Source organism: Nocardia sp. CA-120079, assembly GCF_050955745.1.
Taxonomy (GTDB): domain Bacteria; phylum Actinomycetota; class Actinomycetes; order Mycobacteriales; family Mycobacteriaceae; genus Nocardia.
Map to the genome: position 1 here is coordinate 1,874,688 of NZ_CP192088.1, position 18,697 is coordinate 1,893,384.

The following is an 18,697-nucleotide window of genomic DNA, read 5'->3' on the forward strand; positions in this document are numbered from 1 at the left end:
AGGCGCGGCCAACGATAGAGCACACGGCGCGCCGCAGGCGTGCCAAATTCAACACAGGTACCGTACGGCCGTGACTTCTGTGGAACCCCCCGAGCACGTGCGAGCCACGTTCGGTCTGCGCGAAGTGACCCCGGTTTCGCTGGGAGACTGGGACGGTGGCTGGCGGCTCGGTGATGTGGTGCTCAGCCCGATCGCCGATCATGCCAGGGCGGCGTGGTCGGCGAAGGTCCGCGAAACCCTGAAGGTGGACGGCCTACGCCTGGCCCGCCCCGTGCGTGCCACCGACGGCCGCTACGTGGTGTCCGGTTGGCGCGCGGATACCTACCTGGAGGGTGTGCCCGAGCCACGTTACGACGAGGTCGTCTCGGTTTCGTTGCGACTACACAAGGCCACGGCGGAGCTCGAACGACCACGGTTCCTGGTCCAGCCGCCGGTCGCCCCCTGGGTCGATGTCGACGTCTTCGTCGCCGCCGACCGCGCCGCCTGGGAGGCGGTCCCGCTGCGAAGTCTGCGCGCCGGTGGCATCACCCCGGCAACATCCCCCGACGGTCAACGCAGCATGGAACTGATCGGCCAACTCGCCACACTCCGCAAACCGATCCGAACACCCGCGCAACTGGTGCACGGAGACCTGTTCGGCACGGTACTTTTCGCCGGCGTCTTCACCCCCGGCCTCACCGATATCACCCCGTACTGGCGTCCGGCGCCGTGGGCCGCCGGTGTCATCGTCGTCGACGCACTCGCCTGGGGCGGCGCCGACGACGGCCTGCTCGACCGCTGGTCCGATCTACCCGAGTGGCCGCAGATGTTGTTGCGAGCGGTCATGTTTCGGCTTGCTGTACATGCGCTACACCCCCGCTCGACTCCCGAGGCGTTTCCCGGATTGGCGCGGACCGCCGACATGGTTCGCCTGATGCTCTGAGTTTCGTCCCGACCGCGCGATCTCCCGGTTACCCGATCTGCGCCGTGCGCTGCATCGGTTGCTCTATGCTCGGACAACCGCCATCAGGCGGCGTCGTTTTATTCGCTTTTCGGGCCACCGAATGCTGTGTGGTTGCCCGTGCTCGAACGGCCCCGCGACCGGTTCAGATGATGCCGGAATGGAACCGGATCGGACCCTCGTGGAGCAGCGTAAGCGTTGTGCCCGTGCTAATTTGACGTTCGTGGACGCGGTGAGGAGCGGCGCGCCTGCGACTTGGGGTGAGGACGGCAGCAGGTGAGAATCCAACCGAGGCAACAGATTCTGGATGTATGGCGCGCCATGCTCGCCGCGTGCTGGGATGGCAGGGACTGGCGCTGGGGCGGTCGGATGGACGCCAACTCTATCAGCGATTCCGAACAGTTGCTCTGCCTGCTGTATCCGGCCACCGAGATCGATATCTTCGCACTGGACAATCCGGATCGCATGGAGGACGACGTCAGTTCGGTCCTCGAACCGCTCGGCGGTCCGAAGCAGATCGGCAGCTTCGTGGTCTGGCTGCTCGAGCACTACATCGAGCAGAACACCCGTAACGACGGACAGCCGAACTTCTCCGCGGGCAGCTATCTGCGCTCCGCCGATGAGCGCGAACCCAATACGGCGCAGCGTGGTATCGAGGTCGTCGACTCGTACTCCATGTCGCTGACCGTCTGTATGGCAGGCCTGCGCTTCCTGCGCGCCTTCCGCGGTTGGGCGCGACCAGGGGAACTGACACAGCGGATCGATATCCTCTCCGGGCAGCTCAGTGCGCGGCTCACCGCCGCGATGACCGGACTGGTCCGCAGCTTCGTCGTCAATACCGTCAAGCCGAAATCCCCTGAGGGACAGGCGATTCTGGGGATGCTGAACCAGACCGGCGAGCCCGAGCAGGCCATGGTCGACGGTGTGCGGCGCAGTCTGGAACGGGTGCGGGCGCGGTTGCGCAGTGACGTCACCCTGGGCCAGGAGGAATCGGTCAAGGAACTCGAGGACGAGAACCTGCTGTTCGAATGCGGGTGGAGTTGGGGTGTGGTGCGCGACGCCACCGAGGTCGACTTCGTCGAGGCGCAGATCGCGAGTGAGAAGGGCATCGCCGATCCGCGCCCATATCTCTATTTCACCGTCGTCGCGTTGGACGGCATCAACGACCTGGTCTCCCCGCGCACCGGTGAGCTCGGTCTGCTCGACGAGAAACAGCACCGGCTGGCCCAGGCCCTGCGTACCCGCTGGGAGTTGACCCAGCGCTACTGGTCGACGGTCGCGCGGTTCGGCTCGGGCAGTTGGCCGCTGGAGGATATTCCGTGGCGCACCTCCGACGGCGAGCAGTCGGACTACTTCAGTCTCATCGTATCCGCGGTACTGATCCAGGATCTGGTCGCGCGCACCGCCTCAGATGACGACTTGACAAGGGCCGTGGCCATTTTCGACGAATTGGCCGGCCGGGGCCGGATCATTCGCCGGACCATGCGCGAGGACCCCGCGGTCGCGCTGCACACTCCCGGCGTGCGACTGACCCTGCGCGGCAGTGAGGGCGTCGAGGACGGACCGACACTGCAGTGGGAGGTTTCGGACTTCTCAGCGGTGCTGCTCAAGCGAATGTTGCAGGCGGCCAGGCTGTCCAACAATGTCGCGGCCCGCGACAAGCTGATGGAATTGGCCAAATCGGTGATGGAGCATCTGGATCGGCGCATGCTTCGGGCCGGTGCGCCCGGACTGTGGGACGATCCGGCGGGCGCGTTCGGGGAGAACGGCGATGCCGAGGTCACCAGGCCGTCCTGGTACATGACCGAACGCGTCGTCGAATGTCTGGTGGCCGCGGACCGCACCTACCGTGAACCGCCGCCCAACTGGCCGGATCTGCAGGACGTCGCGCGGGTCATGCTGAATACCGCCGAGCATCGGTTCGATCAGGAGATGCTCGGTGTGAGCATCGATGACACCTCGGGCAATCGGGCCGCGCTCGATCGCGTGGAGGACCATATCGATCAGGCCAGGCGTTTGGTGCGCGAGGATTCCGCGACCACTTTCGTGCACGCCCTCGACGCGCTGCGTGAACTCGACCGACTGGCCGCCGCCCGCCGCGATGCGACAAGGAACCCCTAGCGCATGATCGTGTTCGCAACCTCCGACAAGGGCGGCACCGGCCGCTCGGTGACCAGCTGCAATCTCGCCTATCGGATGTGTGTGCGGGGTAAGCGGGTCGCCTATCTGGATTTCGATTTCGGTTCCCCTACCGCGGGTGCGCTTTTCGAGATCAGCGGTGTGGAGCGCGGAATCACCGGTGGCGACGGCCTGCATTCCTATTTGCTCGGTCGCGGCGTCGCCACTCGAATCGACGTGCGGGACAATACCGATCGTCGCGAATTACGCAAGATGCGCACGCGCACCGGCAAGCTGTTCCTGTTGCCCGGCGATGCCGGTGGCGCGGAGTTCACCAAGATCGATGACCGCACCCTCGACAATTGCGCCCAGTTGCTGCTCGAACTCGATCAGGACTTCGACGTATGCATTGTCGATCTCAGCGCGGGACGCTCGGTGGCGATGGAAATCGCGCTCAAGGCAACGGCTTTGCCGCAGCTGGCCGCGCGAACGGTGCGTTGGTTGGTATTTCATCGCTGGACCCGTCAGCACATCATCGCCGCACACGGTCTGGTGCGCGGACAGTACGGGATCCTCGATTGCGGTGCGGGCGCGGGCCACGATCCCGAGGTGCTGCTGGACAACATCAGGTACGTGCGGACCGCGGTGCCGCAATTGAACGATGCGACCGAATCTCCTGGTCCGCAGGCGGCTTGGTTGCACCAGCAGGACTCCATGTTGAAACGGCTGGCATCGACGAACAAGGTCGGTGCGAGCGCGATGCTCGGCGAGACTCCGGTCGAGCCGGTATTGCAATGGCGCGAACAGCTGATTCTGGACATCGACGTGCAGAAGGAAATTGCCAACAAGGCAACCGTCGAGGCCTTCGACACGCTCGCCGATCGCGTGCTCGATCCCGCGACCTGGCGCCGGATCTGAATCGACCGAACTCGAGAACACCATCGGAGGAAAGGGATTTCGAGCACATGGAGCATGCCGCAGGCTACAGCGAGGCCACCGAGCACCCGCGCGTCGCCAAGGTGCCGCTGTCCCATGTTTCGATCGAGGTCGGACATTTCTATATGCACGATCTGGCCAATGGCGAGGAGAAGATTCGCACGCAGTTTCGTCGGATCGTACCGCTGGTCACGGCTTTCACCGAGGCCGCGAAAATCGAATTCGGTCCGCGCGCCAGGGTGAGCACCTGCTTTCTGGTCGACGACTATTTCCGGTCCGACACCAATCCCGGCGAAATACTCGACAAATTGCTGCGCAATGCCGACGAATGTGGTCTGAGCATCGACTATTTGGCGCGCGAGGCGGGCTGCTGGGAGGTTCCGGCCGCCGAATACGGCGCGGCGAGCGCGCCGCGTATCGAGCTGGCCGAGTTGGTCCGCGCCCGCATCGTGGCCGAACCGCCCGAGGGCGCGAACGGACGCAGACCGCCCACCGCGGAATCCGGCTGGCTGTGCAATGGTCGACGCGCCTCCGATGATCCCTCGGAGCAGGCCATGCACGACGAACCGTACGAACCGGCCGAGGAGTTCGGGCGGCGCGAGCATTCGATTTTCCTCGATGTCGAAATGTGGAGCAAACAGACCCGAAAGGTGAACGGGCGCAAGGAAGTCTTCACCAAATGGTCCTGCCCTTATCTGGCCTCCATCTGGCAGTTGCTGCGTCTGGGCATGCTGCGCTTCGACGGTATGCCGGTGGTCGAGCCGCAGCCGTGGGAGGCGGGTATGGCGTGGCCGAGCAGTTGGTGGGAGATGCCCGCGGTGGTCCAGCTGAATCCGCGGGCCAAACCTTTTGCCGCATATCGGTCACTTTCGCTGCTGCCGCAGCGATATCTGGGTATCGAGCACGCGGTGCGGGTAATACTCGATCACATCCAACTCGACGACGAAGTGGTGGATCAGATCGTCGCCAGGGGCGACGAGGAGGGTATCTACGTATCGCGCAAGGTGACCGAACGCCTCACCCATTTCCTGCTGGACGGATCCTGACGTGAACGAACCGAACGATTCGGCGGCGCGCCGGATGCGCACGGCCCGCTCGACGCCGCATCTCAGGCAGCTGCGTCGTGGCCGAGCCGTGCGCCTGCTGGTGCGCGCGGGTGCGGCACAGACCAGGACACCCACAGGCCCCCTGATCGTGTTCGGTGAAGTGGACACCTGCCTGCTGCCCGCGGCGGCGCCGCTGCCGCGCGGTGATCTCGAGCAACTGCTCGAGCTGGTGCCGGGCCGTCCGATGCTGTGGCGGGAGCGGCCGATGTCGCTCGCGGTTTCGCCGACTACCGCCGAGGGCGTCGATTGCCGGTTGGCCGCCCCTTCGCATCCCGATGTGCGGGCGATCGGCACGGTGGCAACGCATGCGGTCGTGGTCGGCGGACGGGTGCTGCAGAGTTCGGCACAGACCAGAGTCGTGCGCGCCGCAGGCGATCAGCGCCGGACGTGGTCGCACTATCTGAGCCAGGTCGGGGTGTCCGAGGTGATCACCAAGGTCACCGCCGAAACCGGTGTCCGGCTGGCCGAGGGCTTCCTGGCCGCGGGCCCGCCGCCGGTGGGCACCCTCGATCTCGCGTCGATCGCCAATCGGCTGCTCGGCCGCATTCGGATGGATCACCGCCTCGATCAGAACACGCCGGTGCAATCGGGAACGACCAGGCTGCGCTGGGCGGCGCGGATCGGTGATCCGGCGCAGCCGGTGGTGTGGTTCCGGTTGCAGAACGATACGGTCCGCACCGCGTTGATCTCCGTGCGCACCGAGGCGGAACTGGCCGATGTGCAGCGGTTCTGTGAGGATCTCGCGGTGCACGATTGGCTGCTGTCGGTCACCACCGCGGCGCTCGAGCAGTCCGATCTGTACCCGCCGGGCAGTGCGGAGTCGGTGGCGGTGCTCGCACCGGTATTGCATCACCTGGCACATCTGTGGGTGCCTGGCGCGCATACGCCGCCGGCGCTGCGTGGGCTGTGGACGCAGCTGAACACCGATCCGGATTTCTCCGCGGGACGGCGGGCGTTGATCGATCAGCTGCACAATCGGGTGCTGGTGGCGACACTGGATGCGGTGCGGCACACCAGGATCGGCACCGAGGACTACAGCGCGGATTAGCCTGCGCGGTGCCGATCAGATCCGGAACCATCGCCGGACCAGCAGTGCGAAGAACAGCGAATTGAGTACGAGTCCGGCATAGGCCTCGATGACCAGCAGTGTCCGTCCGGAGCCCCTGATGTCCTCGAGATCGCCGAGGCCGAGTGGATTCAGATAGTTGATCAGGCACATGTGCAGCGCGGTCGGGATGGGCTGGCCGTCGGTGGCCCACAGCACGACGGTGCCGATGAGCAGTACGGCGGCGATCCAGCAGAGCAGCCGGAACGGCCGAAAACCATAGCCGCACAGCACTTCCAGGGTCCAGTGCGGGATCCGCTTCCAGACCGGATAGACGGCGCGGCAGCGGGCCTGCGCCAAGGCGTGTCCGCAGCGGTCCTGTGCCTCGAAGTCCTCCTCCACGCGGTGCAGTCCCACCGCGCGTTTGAAGGCCAGTACGGCATGCTGGGGCAGCTCGGCCGCGATCAGCGCGCGGCCGAGCTGCTCATAGATTTCGGCGATCCGGGTGTTCTGGGTGCGGCTCAGCCGTCGTGGTCCACGGAATTCGACCTCTGCGGCGAGCAGAGCCGTCAATGCGCGTAATCGGCCGTCGGCGTCCGTGACGGGTTCCTGTGCCGCGGTGTAGATATGGGAGAAGACCAGGCTGTCGCCGGGCTGGGAGATCTTCACCGGGTCGTAGTCCAGCTCCAATGTCTCGACATGGGTGTTCAAGGAGTCGAGAAGCGGCTGTTCGGACCCGCCCTCGGCCTGTTGGAGGTATTCGGTGATCTCGCCCGCGTATCGGTCGGCATGGCGATCTATCAGCATGGTCATCGAATTGACCACAGGTGAGAGTTGGGATAGGCCCGCGTATTCGGTCATCGTGTGTTCCCCCGGGTGCAGCCGTCACGTTCGACGTGATACCCACCATACCAACGCGATTCGACTATCAATCCGGCGTACGACCGCCCTTGAGCCATCGCTTGTCGTTCGGTTCGGGGAACTGCGAGGCGGTAGGCCAGTGATCGATGCGGTGTACCAGCACATCTCGCGGTTCGTCCGCGCCGAAATAGCGCTGTTCGTATCCGGCCCAACGGAATCCCGCGTTCTTGTACAGCTTCGCCGTGCGCTGATCGGTCGGACGAACCGTGAGGTATACCGAATCCGCCTGTGCGGTGCGGCAACTCGTCACCGCCCGGTCCAGCAGCGCGCGGCCGAGGCCGCGATTGCGGTAGCTGGGTGCGACCGCGAGACCCATCACCCAGCCGCGGCGCCGGGTGCCGACGCCGACGAGCGCGTAGCCGCGCACTCTGCCGCCGATTTCGGCCACCACCCAATCGGGTCCGTGCAGGTCGAACAGTTGCCGCAGCGTCACATACGGGTAGCACAGGTCGCCGAAATGTTCTCGCTCCAGCGCGGCGATATCGTCGAGATCCGCCAATCGTGCGGTTCGGAACATCGGTTCCCCCGCCCCCTCGGAATTATCCAATGCCCACCCTCCCGTGTGAGGCTGCTTTCCAGCGTAAAGTGCTGGCGCAGTTGACGGACCGAGACCGCCAAATGCGATCCCTGCTCAGTCGCGGGGGTGCTATGGATGGACGGCCGAATGCCGCGCTGGGGACCTCGTCCAGCGCGGCATTCGGGTCTAGCCGGTGATGTGGTTATACGTTGGCGTGGGCCAGTGAGGGGACGCGGGCCACGGCGAACGAGGAGCGCAAGTAGAAGAACCAGGTGACCGCGGCCATGACCAGGAAGGCGCCGGCGTAGGCCCAGAAGGCCGGGTTCATGCTGTGAAAGTTGATGTTGGACAGGCGAAGTGCCTGCTGGAGCAGATAGCCGCCGGAGGCGCCGACCGCGCCGATGACACCGATCGCGGCACCGGCCTGACGCTTGGCCGAGGCGGCGGCGTCGGTGAGGTCGAGTCCGTGTTCGGATGCGTACTTCTTGGCTTCGGCGCTGAAGATGGACGGGATCATCCGGTAGGTCGAACCGTTGCCGATTCCGGTCAGCACGAACAGCAGCAGGAAGGCGACCAGGTAGAGCGGGAAGCTCTTGGCTTGCAATCCGGCCATGATCAGCACACAGGCGACCGCCATACCGCCGAAGACATAGATGGTCATCTTGGCGCCGCCGACCTTATCGGAGATCCAGCCGCCGAACGGACGGCTGAACGAGCCGACCAGCGCGCCGAGGAAAGCGAGATTACCGAGGGTGGTGATCCAGCCGATCTTGGCCAGATCCGGGAAGTTGGCCTTGATCAGGGTCGGGAAGGCGAAGGAGAAGCCGATGAACGAACCGAAGGTGCCGATGTAGAGGAACGACATCACCCAGGTGTGCTTATTGGTCAGCGCCAGTTTGTAGGACTTGCCGTCGGCCTTGGCGGTGCTGATGGCGTCCATGTACCGCAGCGCGCCGAACATGGCGACCAGGATGAACGGCACCCAGACCAGCACCGACAGCGTGATGCCGAAGCGGTAGCCCGCCGCGTCTTTGGCCATGATGTGTGTGCCGAGGGTGATCAGCAGCGGCAGCACCAACTGGGTCTGTGCCACACCGAGATTGCCGCCCGCGGCGTTGATGCCAAGGGCCGCACCCTTTTTCCCTTCCGGGAAGAAGAACGAGATATTGGCCATCGAGGACGAGAAGTTGCCGCCGCCGAAGCCGGCCAGTGCGGCAAGCACCATGAACACCCACATGGGTGTGCCGGGCTGGTTCACGAAGTAGGCCAGGCCGAGCGTCGGAATCAGCAGCATCCCCGCGCTGAATGCGGTGAACGCGCGTCCGCCGAACTTCGGAATGGCGAAGGTGTACGGAATGCGCAGCGCCGCACCGACAAGCGTCGGGGTCGAGGTCAGCAGCAGGGCATTGCTCACCGCGGTCGGGTTGCCCTTGCCGAGTCCGGCCAGGAAGTCGAAGCCCGCCAGGCCCATGCTGGTCACCACGGTGCCCCAGATGACCCAGACGCTGAAGCCGAGATTCTCGGCGAAGACGGAGAAGATCAGGTTCTTGCGGGCGGTGAGTTTGCCGCCCGATTCCCAGAATTCGGTGTTGTCCGGCTCCCAGTGATCCAGCCAGCGCCCCTTTTTCTGGTGCGTGAATACTGGGGTGTCCGACTGCTGGCCGGTGGCAGCTACTGCGGCAGTCATCGGCTTCCTCTCGATCTGGCTCGGTGGGTTCGCCGAGCTGCGGTCGAGACAAAGGTAAAAGCCGGTTGTTGCGTGTGAATGGCCTGAAGTGACGTTCCAGGCAAATCCGACTCACATGGCGGCGAGCCGGTCGGTGACCGATTGGTTACCTGTTGGGCGCAAGAGTTCTCGGTCGGTTGACCAGAAGTCTAGCGGTCCGGGTATTCGGCGATCAGCGAGGCGAGGAAGCACCGCGCGGCCTGGGCCGCGCGTTCCGGATCGCCATCGATAACGGCCTGCACCAATTCATTGTGCTCCGCGTCGTAGGCGTCGTCGGATTTCGCGGTCCGCGCCCGGATCACCTGTTCGATAATCGGCAGCAGTGAATCGTAGAACTCCAGATATACCGCGTTGTGGCTGGCGACGACGATCGCGCGATGCAGTTCGACATCGGCCTCGATGGCCGCGAGATTCTGTTCATCCCAGTGCTGCTGACTGCGTTCCTCGAGCAGCCGCCGCAGAGTGGCGATATCGGTCTCGTCGCGCCGGCGTGCGGCCAAGGCCGCGGCATTGGTGTCCAGGGCCATGCGCAGCTCCAGCACATCGCGTTCCTCCGCGTCGGCGAAGTACTTCGCGAGGGTGCCGCCGACCTCCGAGGCCGCTATGACATAGGTGCCCGAGCCTTGGCGACGCTCCAGCATCCCGGAGTGGACGAGAGCCTGCACCGCCTCGCGTACCGTATTTCTCCCGGTCCCGGTGAGCTCGGTGAGCTCGGGTTCGGTGGGGATTCGGGAGCCGATAGCCCAACGGCCGGAACGAATTTCGGCACGCAGCTGCTCGGTTACCTGGGCAATGAGGCTGGTCCGCCGGACGGGTTGCACGGCATCAGAGTACCGCCCGTCACAAATCCTTGCCTCCTATCATCGGGTCATCCTATGATTCCGCGGTGACTGCAACTCTCCCGGAAACTGTGACTCGCCCGGAATCCGTCCGGGTCGAGCGGCGCAAACGTGCACTGACGGAAGGCCGACTGCTCGTCCTCGCCGCCATCGTGACGTCCGCGCTCACCCTCCGGGTCGCCGTCACCGCATTCTCGCCGCTGGCCGAGCGCATCGGCGCCGACATCGGTTACTCGACGGCCGTCGTCGGTGTCTTCGGCATGATCCCGACCCTGATGTTCGCGGTTTCCGGTCTGCTCACTCCGCTTTTCGTGCGCCGGATCGGGCTGGAGCGCACCGCGCTCGTCGCGATGCTGATGGCCGGACTCGGCATGCTGATCCGGGCGGTGGTCGGCGGCACGGCCGAACTGCTGATCTTCTCCGCACTGGCCCTCGGCGGCATGGGTATCGGCAATGTGGTGATTCCGCCGCTGGTCAAGCGGTATTTCCCGGACCGGCTCGCGGTGGTCAGCTCGCTGTACATCACCATGGTCCAGCTCGGCACCGTGGTGCCCGCGCTGATCGCGGTGCCGGTTGCCGACGCGCACGGCTGGCGGATCTCGCTGGGGCTGTGGGCGATTCTCGGTTTCGCGGCCGCGCTGCCGTGGCTCGGTGTGCTGCGCGATCGCCGCGGCCACGATCGGGTCGACAGCACGGCGGTCCCGTCGCGAACCCAGGAGCCCAAGGGCAAGGTATGGCGTTCGCCGGTGGCCTGGGGCATGGCGGGCATGTTCGGCATGACCTCGCTGACCACCTACGCCATGTTCACCTGGCTGCCCAAGATCCTGTCCGAGGCGGGCGCGAGTGCCGGGTTCGGCGGAACCATGGTCGGTGTGTTCGCGCTGGTCGGTCTGGTGTCGGCGTTCACCGCGCCGACGGTGGTCGCGCGGTTCCGCAATCCGTTCCCGTTCGTAGTGGGTTGTGCCGTCTTCTTTTTCACCGCATTCGCCGGACTGCTGATCGCGCCGATGACTGTGCCGTTGCTGTGGGTCGTGCTGTTGGGCCTCGGCCCGAGCACCTTCCCGATGGCGCTGACGCTGATCAATATGCGCACCAGGACCCCGCAGGGTTCGGCCGCGCTGTCGGGCTTCACCCAGGGCGTCGGATATGCGGTGGCCTGCATCGGTCCGGTGCTGTTCGGCATGCTGCACAGCGCGACCGAGGGCTGGGGCGCACCGTTCGCGATGCTCGTCGTCGCGGTGCTGGTGCTGCTCGCCGGAGCCTGGCAGGCCTGCAAGCCGCGCATGCTCGAAGACACCTGGAATTGATCCCGCTTTCGAGTTGCGAGGTGGTGTGACCGCGCGCATGCTATGCGCGTCACACCTCACGAGCCGGTAATTCGGAGATCGGCTGTTTGTGACGTGTGGAAACCGGTGTGTCACCTGCCCGAAACATTTCGTTGAAACTCACCCGGCCTTCCCGGTAATCGTGAGCAACCGTTGATTTGACGGTCATTTGGGGCAGCATTTCGGCAATACCCGTTTCCTACCGTGGGGCTAACCGATTTTGGGAGGCCCCTGTTGAGCACGCTGACGCGTAACCACAACATCGAGCATTGGGATGCCGAGGATGTCGCGGCCTGGGAGGCCGGTGGCAAAGACATCGCCAAGCGGAATCTGATCTGGTCGGTCTTCGCCGAGCATGTCGGGTTCTCGGTGTGGTCCATCTGGTCGGTCATGGTGCTGTTCATGCCCACCGATAAGTTCGGCATCGATCCGGCGGGCAAGTTCTTCCTGGTCGCCATGCCGACGCTGGTCGGTGCGTTTCTGCGCATTCCGTACACCGTGGCCACGGCGCGCTTCGGCGGTCGCAACTGGACCATCTTCAGTGCCTCGTTGCTGCTGATTCCGACGCTGCTCACGCTGTACTTCATCAATCAGCCGGGCACCTCGTACACGACCTTCCTGGTGGTGGCCGCATTCGCCGGATTCGGTGGCGGCAACTTCGCCTCCTCGATGACCAATATCAATGCCTTCTACCCGCAGCGGCTCAAGGGATGGGCGCTCGGGCTGAACGCGGGCGGCGGAAATATCGGCGTGCCGGTCATCCAGCTGGTCGGTCTGCTGGTCATCGCCACCCTCGGCAACAGCTACGCCTCGCTGATCTGCGCGATCTACCTCGTGCTCGTCGCGCTGGCCGGTGTCGGCGCCGCGCTGTTCATGGACAACCTGAAGAACCAGAAGGCCGATCTCACCTACATGATCACGGCACTCAAGGTGCCGCAGTCCTGGGCGATCGCTTTCCTCTACATCGGCACCTTCGGTTCGTTCATCGGCTACAGCTTCGCCTTCGGTCAGGTGCTGCAGATCAGCTTCAAGGCCGGTGGTGACACCGTCGCCCAGGCCACACTGCATGCCGCGCAGATCGCCTTCATCGGTCCGTTGCTCGGTTCGCTGGCCCGGCCCTACGGCGGCAAGTGGGCCGACCGGATCGGTGGCAGCCGGGTCACCCTCTACACCTTCGCCGTGATGACCGCGGCCGCCGTACTGGTCGGCGTGGCGAGCACCGCGGGCGACCGCAGCGGCGGTGCGCCGAGCGGTGCCGCGATGGCGGCGCTGGTGGCCGGATTCATCGCGCTGTTCGTGGTGTCCGGTATCGGCAACGGCGCGGTCACCAAGATCATCCCGTCGGTCTTCGACGCCAAATCCAAGAGCCTGGACGCGAGTCCGGCCGCCCAGGCCGCCTGGTCACAGAACACCTCCGGTGCTCTCATCGGTTTCGTCGGCGCGATCGGTGCGCTCGGCGGTGTCGCGATCAACCTCGTCCTGCGCTCCTCCTACGCCTCGACCAAATCGGCGACCACCGCGTTCTGGGTCTTCATGGCCTTCTACGTGGTCTGCGCCGCGGTGACCTACCTGGTGTTCCTGCGCCGCCCGCGCGGCGCCGTCGACTCCGAGGTCGTCGCGGAGGCCGAGGCGCTCGTCCTCGAAGCCGAGGCAGGCAACCCGTCCCAGTCCACCAGCACGTCGGCCCGAGCCTGACGCCGAATCATCAACGGAGGACAGTCATGAACTCGACAGTCGACCCCACCCAGCGCAAGACCGTCGTGGTCGCCGGCCACGGCATGGTCGGGCACCGGTTCGTGGAGGCGCTGCGTTCTCGGGACGAGGCAGGCAAGTGGCAGGTCGTCATCCTCAGCGAGGAGCAGCTGCCCGCCTACGACCGCGTCGGACTCTCGTCGTACGTCGGCACCTGGGATCCCGCCGCGCTGGCGCTGCCCGGTAACGAATACGCCGGTGACGAGCTGGTCGAGCTGCGCCTGGGCCAGACCGCGCAGTCCATCGACCGCGAGGCACGCAAGGTCACCACCTCGGCCGGCGACGCCATCGCCTACGACGCCCTGGTGCTGGCGACCGGTTCGTACCCGTTCGTGCCGCCGGTGCCGGGGCACGACCTGCCGGAGTGCTTCGTCTACCGCACCATCGATGACCTCGACGGCATTCGCGCGGCCGCCGCCGCGGCCGGACCAGGTGCGGCCGGTGTGGTCGTCGGTGGTGGCCTGCTGGGTCTGGAAGCGGCCAACGCGCTGCGCCTGCTCGGAATGACACCGCATGTCGTGGAGTTCAACCCCCGTCTGATGCCCGCCCAGGTCGACGAGGGTGGTGGCGCCATCCTGGAGAAGCTGGTCACCGATCTCGGGCTGCAGGTGCACACCGGTGTCGGTACCGCATCGATCGAGGCCATCGCGGACGCGGAATCGGCTGAGCGCCTGAAGGTTACGCTCTCCGACGACACGGTGATCGACGCCGGAGTCGTGGTCTTCTCCGCCGGTGTCCGCCCGCGCGACCAGATCGCCCGCGACAGCGGCATCGAGGTCGGCCCGCGCGGTGGCATCATCACCGACCTCGGTCTGCAGACCTCCGATCCGAACATCTACGCGATCGGCGAATGCGCTGCGGTGGAAGGTGTTTGCTACGGCCTGGTCGCCCCCGGCTACACCACCGCCGAGATCGTCGCGGACCGATTGCTCGGTGGCGCAGGCGAATTCCCCGGCGCGGATATGTCGACCAAGCTGAAGCTGCTCGGTGTCGACGTCGCCAGCTTCGGTGATGCGCACGGCACCACCGAGGGTGCGCTATCGGTCGTACTGCACGACGCCGCCAAGGGCACCTACGCGAAACTCGTCGTCTCCGATGACGCGCAAATCCTGCTCGGCGGCATCCTGGTCGGCGACGCGACCGCGTACTCGGCGCTGCGTCCGCTGGTCGGACGTCCGCTGCCCGCCGAACCGGCCGCGCTGATCTCGCCCGCAGGCGCCGAACTCGGTGCCGACTCGCTGCCCGACGATGCCCAGATCTGCTCCTGCAACAACGTTTCCAAGGGTGCGATCTGCGGGGCCATCGCAGAGGGCGCCTGCGATATCGCGAGCGTCAAGAAGTGCACGTCCGCCGGAACCTCTTGCGGCGGTTGCGTTCCCATGCTCAAGAAGTTGCTCGAGCAGTCCGGCGTCGAGATGTCCAAGGCGCTCTGCGAGCACTTCTCGCAGTCGCGGGCCGAGCTGTTCCAGATCGTCCAGGTCACCGGCATTCGCACCTTCTCCGCCCTGATCGCCAAGCACGGCACGGGCACCGGCTGCGATATCTGCAAGCCGACGGTCGCCTCCATCCTGGCCTCCACCTCGAGCGATCACATCCTCGACGGTGAACAGGCCGCGCTGCAGGACACCAACGACCACTTCCTGGCGAATCTACAGAAGAACGGCACCTACTCGGTGGTGCCGCGGATGCCCGGCGGTGAGGTCACCCCGGATCAGCTGATCACCATCGGTCAGATCGCCAAGGAATTCGACCTCTACGTCAAGGTCACCGGCGGTCAGCGCATCGACCTGTTCGGCGCCCGCGTCGAACAGCTGCCGCAGATCTGGCAGCGCCTGGTCGATGTCGGCATGGAATCCGGGCACGCGTACGGCAAGTCGCTGCGCACCGTGAAGAGCTGCGTCGGCTCCACCTGGTGCCGCTACGGTCAGCAGGATTCGGTCGGCATGGCGGTGCTGCTGGAGAAGCGCTACCGCGGCCTGCGTTCGCCGCACAAGCTGAAGCTGGCCGTCTCCGGTTGCGCCCGGGAATGCGCCGAGGCGCGCGGTAAGGACGTCGGTGTGATCGCCACCGAGCAGGGCTGGAACCTGTATGTCGGTGGTAACGGCGGTCTGACCCCGAAGCATGCGGTGCTGCTCGCCGGTGAACTCGATGACGAGACGCTGATCAAGTACATCGACCGGTATCTGATGTTCTACATCCGCACCGCCGACCGGTTGCAGCGTACGGCGCCGTGGCAGGAGGCGCTGGAGGGTGGCATCGACTACCTCAAGCAGGTCGTGTGCGAGGACAGCCTCGGAATCGCCGCGGATCTGGAGGCGGCCATGGCCCAGCATGTCGCCGGTTACCGCGACGAATGGGCCGCGGTGCTCGAGGACGAGGAGAAGCTGTCGCGTTTCGTGTCCTTTGTCAATGCCCCGGAAGAGGCAGATCCGACCATTTCGTTCGACGAGACCGGGGAGCGGAAGGTGCCTGTGTTGCTCGGCATGCCGGAAATCCCGGTCGCCACACACGGGAAATAGCCGCTTAACCCCGAAGAAACAGGACGCCGGTACCAATGGGTAAGGCGTTTGGAGGATGACACCGATGACCGTGATCGATACCCCCGGCATTGCCACAGCTACCGCTGTGTTCACCCACCCCGTCGGCTCCGCCGACTTGCCATCCCGTTCGGGTTGGACGCAGGCGTGCCGACTCGACTACCTGATTCCCGGCCGCGGCGTCGCGGTGTTGCTGAAGGGCGGACGTCAGGCCGCTCTGTTCCTGATGACCGACGGCACGCTCGCGGCCGTCGGAAATATCGATCCGATCGGCCGCGCGGCAGTGATGTCGCGCGGGATCGTCGGTGACCGCGCCGGTATTCCGGTCGTGGCCTCACCGCTGCTGAAGCAGGCTTTTTCGCTGCTGGACGGGCACTGCCTGGACGACGATTCGGCGACGCTGCCGGTTTACGCGGTGCGCGTCGAAGACGGCATCGTTTCGGTTTCCAACGACCCGGTCGATGCCGGACTCGTCGCCGCGGACGGTGGATAAGCATGACGACAATCGATACGGGCGCCTGTCTGGCCGGTTTCACGGTCGGCGTCACGGCCGCCAGGCGGGCCGATGAGTTCGCCACGCTGCTCACCCGAAGGGGCGCCGGTATCGTCGCCGCTCCCGCCATCCGCATCATCCCGTTGGCCGACGACAACGAACTGGAGCGGGTGACCCGCGAGATCGTCGCCGATCCGCCGCAGATCGTGGTGGCCACCACCGGCATCGGATTCCGCGGCTGGATGGAAGCGGCCGAGGGCTGGGGCATTGCCGAGGATCTGCGGCTGACGCTGTCGTCCACCAGGATGCTGGCGCGTGGGCCGAAGGCCAAGGGCGCCATCCGCGCCGCCGAACTGCGTGAGGAATGGTCGCCCGCGTCGGAGTCTTCCGCCGAGGTGCTCGACCACCTGCTCGCCGAGGGCGTGGAGGGTGTGCGGATCGCGGTCCAGTTGCACGGCGCGACAACCGAATGGGAGCCGGTACCCGACTTCTGCGAGGTATTGCGTTGTGCCGGTGCGGATGTCGTCGCGGTGCCGGTGTACCGCTGGGTGCCGCCGGATGATCAGGGTCCGATGGACAACCTGATCGAGGCCGTCATCACCTCCAGCCTGGACTGCGTGACCTTCACCAGTGCGCCCGCTGTGGCGTCGATGTTGATGCGCGCCAAGGAAACCGGGCTGCTCGAGGGTGTGCTGCACGCGCTGCGCGGACGGGTGCTGCCCGCCTGCGTCGGACCGATTACCGCGGCTCCGCTGGAGGAGCTGGGTGTGGCGACCTCGATGCCGGGACGGGCGCGCCTCGGTGCGCTGGCCCGGCACGTCGCCGAGGAATTGCCGCGGCGCGCCAATCGAATTCAGGCCGCCGGACACACCATCAGCGTGCGCGGTGCGTGCGTCGTGGTCGACGGTTCGGTGCGTCAGCTCGCGCCCGCGCCGATGGCACTGATGCGATCGCTGGCGCGGCAGCCCGGCCGGGTGGTTTCCCGGGAGGATCTGCTCGCGGCGCTGCCCGGCGGCGGTGACGACACCCATGCCGTGGAGACCGCGATCGCGCGGCTGCGCGCCGGGCTCGGCACCCCGAAAGCCATTCAGACCGTGGTCAAGCGGGGTTACCGACTGGCGCTGGACGCCGCGGATTGCGCCGATGACTTTCCGCGCACCGTCGCCAACGGCCGTGCGCCGGTAGCGGGTATCGCTACCCCGGCCCGCGCGCCGAGGTACGCACAGCCTGCGGGGAGCTGGTGACGGCTCCGGCCCTGGTCCTGGTCGCACACGGCACCAGGAGCACCAGGGGTGTGCAGATGATCGCCGCGCTCGCCGAGGCGGTGGCTGATGAATTCAGCAGGACGGCAGCCGGTGTGGTTGGAGAGCGTGCGGGAATGGCGGCAAGCGGGGGTGAGCTCGGCGTCGCGATTTCGGGGCGCGACGCCGATACCTCCGCGGCTCCGGTTTGTGAACATCGCACCGTCGCTCGCGGGCCGGAGGCGGCCGAGAAGCCCTGGGTGCGTACCGCTTTCGTGGACGTGCTCGGTCCATCGCCGTCCGAGGTGCTGCGTGATCTGACCGATGCCCAAGGCGAATCCGTTCCCGCCGTGGTTGTTCCGGCCTTCCTCGCCTCCGGATACCACGTCTATCAAGATGTGCCGCGAGAGGTCGCCGAGAGCGGTCATCCCGAGGTCGCGGTCACACCCACGATGGGACCGGACCCGGCATTGGCCCGCATCATGGCCATGCGACTGCGTGCCGCAGGCTGGCGTCCGGGTGACGCGGTGGTTTTCGCGGCGGCCGGCTCATCGGATGCCCGTGCGCGCCAAGATGTTCGGCGTGCGGCGGGCATGCTGGCGGAACATCTCGGTGTTCCGGTTCGCATCGGCTACGTCGCCACCGGAGCCCCGCGCGTGCCGGAAGTCGTTGCCGAACTTCGCGAATCGGGTGCACAGCGTGTCTTCATCGCCTCGTATCTGCTGGCCCACGGCCTGTTCCAGCAGCGCCTGCACGAGGCTGGAGCCGATGGTGTTGCCGAGCCGATCGGCGTTCACCCGGCTGTCGTCCGTCTGATCGCCGACCGATATCGCACCGCCGCACGCGAGTTGGTCCGTGCGCGCCTTACAAGCGGGCGCTAGTTCCTCACCTGGGAGTTCCGCCTCTCTGTCGAATGGCGGTCGCCCACGCCGAATTCAACCGTCACAGAGAGGATGTGGGTGAGCACCTTCCGCCCGGGTCTGACCCACCATTATCACTACGCTCGGCGGACAGTCAGCTGTCTGGGCGCGGCACTCGCTAGCACGCCGCAGGCGTGTTGGCTCGAGGCCGAGAATTAGCGTGTGGTGCGGTGGGATCCACATTTGGCTGCCGCGCACCGATTCTCACGCCGCGCAGGTTTTGCCCTGCGAATTCGTGCGTGGCGTGCGAAAAGATGCGTGGCAGTCAGCATCGGGCCGCC

At 65.8% G+C, this 18,697-nt stretch carries 15 protein-coding genes; 11 read left to right on the forward strand and 4 right to left on the reverse strand.

What is annotated here, in order from left to right; genetic code table 11:
• Positions 1-70 precede the first annotated feature (70 nt).
• The 5 genes from ACQPYR_RS08640 to ACQPYR_RS08660 all read left to right on the forward strand — a co-directional run bounded on the left by ACQPYR_RS08640 (position 71) and on the right by ACQPYR_RS08660 (position 6,148).
• Positions 71-922 (forward strand): TIGR02569 family protein, encoded by an 852-nt coding sequence (locus tag ACQPYR_RS08640; RefSeq protein WP_433629701.1) that lies wholly within the window; start codon positions 71-73, stop codon positions 920-922.
• A gap of 294 nt (positions 923-1,216) precedes the next feature.
• Complete coding sequence (locus ACQPYR_RS08645) at positions 1,217-3,061, forward strand: SCO2524 family protein (protein ID WP_433629704.1); 1,845 nt, start codon at positions 1,217-1,219, stop codon at positions 3,059-3,061.
• 3 nt (positions 3,062-3,064) lie between these two features.
• Positions 3,065-3,976, forward strand: a complete 912-nt coding sequence (locus tag ACQPYR_RS08650) for an SCO2523 family variant P-loop protein (protein ID WP_433629706.1) — start codon at positions 3,065-3,067, stop codon at positions 3,974-3,976.
• A 47-nt stretch (positions 3,977-4,023) separates the two neighbouring features.
• Positions 4,024-5,040 carry an SCO2522 family protein gene (locus ACQPYR_RS08655; protein ID WP_433629709.1) on the forward strand — a complete coding sequence of 339 codons (1,017 nt, stop codon included), beginning with the start codon at positions 4,024-4,026 and terminating at the stop codon, positions 5,038-5,040.
• Position 5,041: 1 nt separating this feature from the next.
• Positions 5,042-6,148: an SCO2521 family protein gene (locus ACQPYR_RS08660; protein ID WP_433629711.1), complete on the forward strand. Its 1,107-nt coding sequence runs from the start codon at positions 5,042-5,044 to the stop codon at positions 6,146-6,148.
• Positions 6,149-6,163: 15 nt separating this feature from the next.
• Here the strand turns inward: ACQPYR_RS08660 and ACQPYR_RS08665 are convergent, their stop codons facing one another.
• From ACQPYR_RS08665 to ACQPYR_RS08680, 4 genes are all read right to left on the reverse strand, one after another.
• Positions 6,164-7,006 carry a hypothetical protein gene (locus ACQPYR_RS08665; protein ID WP_433629713.1) on the reverse strand — a complete coding sequence of 281 codons (843 nt, stop codon included), beginning with the start codon at positions 7,004-7,006 and terminating at the stop codon, positions 6,164-6,166.
• 67 nt (positions 7,007-7,073) lie between these two features.
• Positions 7,074-7,613: a GNAT family N-acetyltransferase gene (locus tag ACQPYR_RS08670; protein WP_433629716.1), complete on the reverse strand. Its 540-nt coding sequence runs from the start codon at positions 7,611-7,613 to the stop codon at positions 7,074-7,076.
• A gap of 172 nt (positions 7,614-7,785) precedes the next feature.
• Complete coding sequence (locus ACQPYR_RS08675) at positions 7,786-9,270, reverse strand: MFS transporter (RefSeq protein ID WP_433629719.1); 1,485 nt, start codon at positions 9,268-9,270, stop codon at positions 7,786-7,788.
• A gap of 188 nt (positions 9,271-9,458) precedes the next feature.
• On the reverse strand, positions 9,459-10,130 hold the full coding sequence (locus ACQPYR_RS08680; RefSeq protein WP_433629722.1) for a FadR/GntR family transcriptional regulator: 672 nt from the start codon (positions 10,128-10,130) through the stop codon (positions 9,459-9,461).
• A 65-nt stretch (positions 10,131-10,195) separates the two neighbouring features.
• Between ACQPYR_RS08680 and ACQPYR_RS08685 the strand changes: the two genes are divergently transcribed.
• The 6 genes from ACQPYR_RS08685 (at position 10,196) to ACQPYR_RS08710 (ending at position 18,377) form a co-directional block, all read left to right on the forward strand.
• Positions 10,196-11,455, forward strand: a complete 1,260-nt coding sequence (locus ACQPYR_RS08685) for a CynX/NimT family MFS transporter (protein ID WP_433629725.1) — start codon at positions 10,196-10,198, stop codon at positions 11,453-11,455.
• A 249-nt stretch (positions 11,456-11,704) separates the two neighbouring features.
• Positions 11,705-13,168, forward strand: coding sequence for a nitrate/nitrite transporter (locus ACQPYR_RS08690; protein WP_433635067.1), 1,464 nt, complete (start codon positions 11,705-11,707; stop codon positions 13,166-13,168).
• Between the two features lie 26 nt (positions 13,169-13,194).
• Positions 13,195-15,744, forward strand: coding sequence for a nitrite reductase large subunit NirB (gene nirB, locus ACQPYR_RS08695; protein ID WP_433629727.1), 2,550 nt, complete (start codon positions 13,195-13,197; stop codon positions 15,742-15,744).
• 64 nt (positions 15,745-15,808) lie between these two features.
• Positions 15,809-16,255, forward strand: a complete 447-nt coding sequence (gene nirD / locus ACQPYR_RS08700) for a nitrite reductase small subunit NirD (RefSeq protein WP_433629730.1) — start codon at positions 15,809-15,811, stop codon at positions 16,253-16,255.
• Positions 16,256-16,257: 2 nt separating this feature from the next.
• Complete coding sequence (locus ACQPYR_RS08705) at positions 16,258-17,499, forward strand: uroporphyrinogen-III synthase (protein ID WP_433629733.1); 1,242 nt, start codon at positions 16,258-16,260, stop codon at positions 17,497-17,499.
• The gene (locus ACQPYR_RS08710) at positions 17,496-18,377 is read left to right on the forward strand and encodes a sirohydrochlorin chelatase (protein ID WP_433629735.1); all 882 of its coding nucleotides are present in this window, start codon (positions 17,496-17,498) and stop codon (positions 18,375-18,377) included. Before ACQPYR_RS08705 ends, ACQPYR_RS08710 begins: the two co-directional genes overlap by 4 nt.
• The last annotated feature ends 320 nt before the right edge of the window (positions 18,378-18,697 follow it).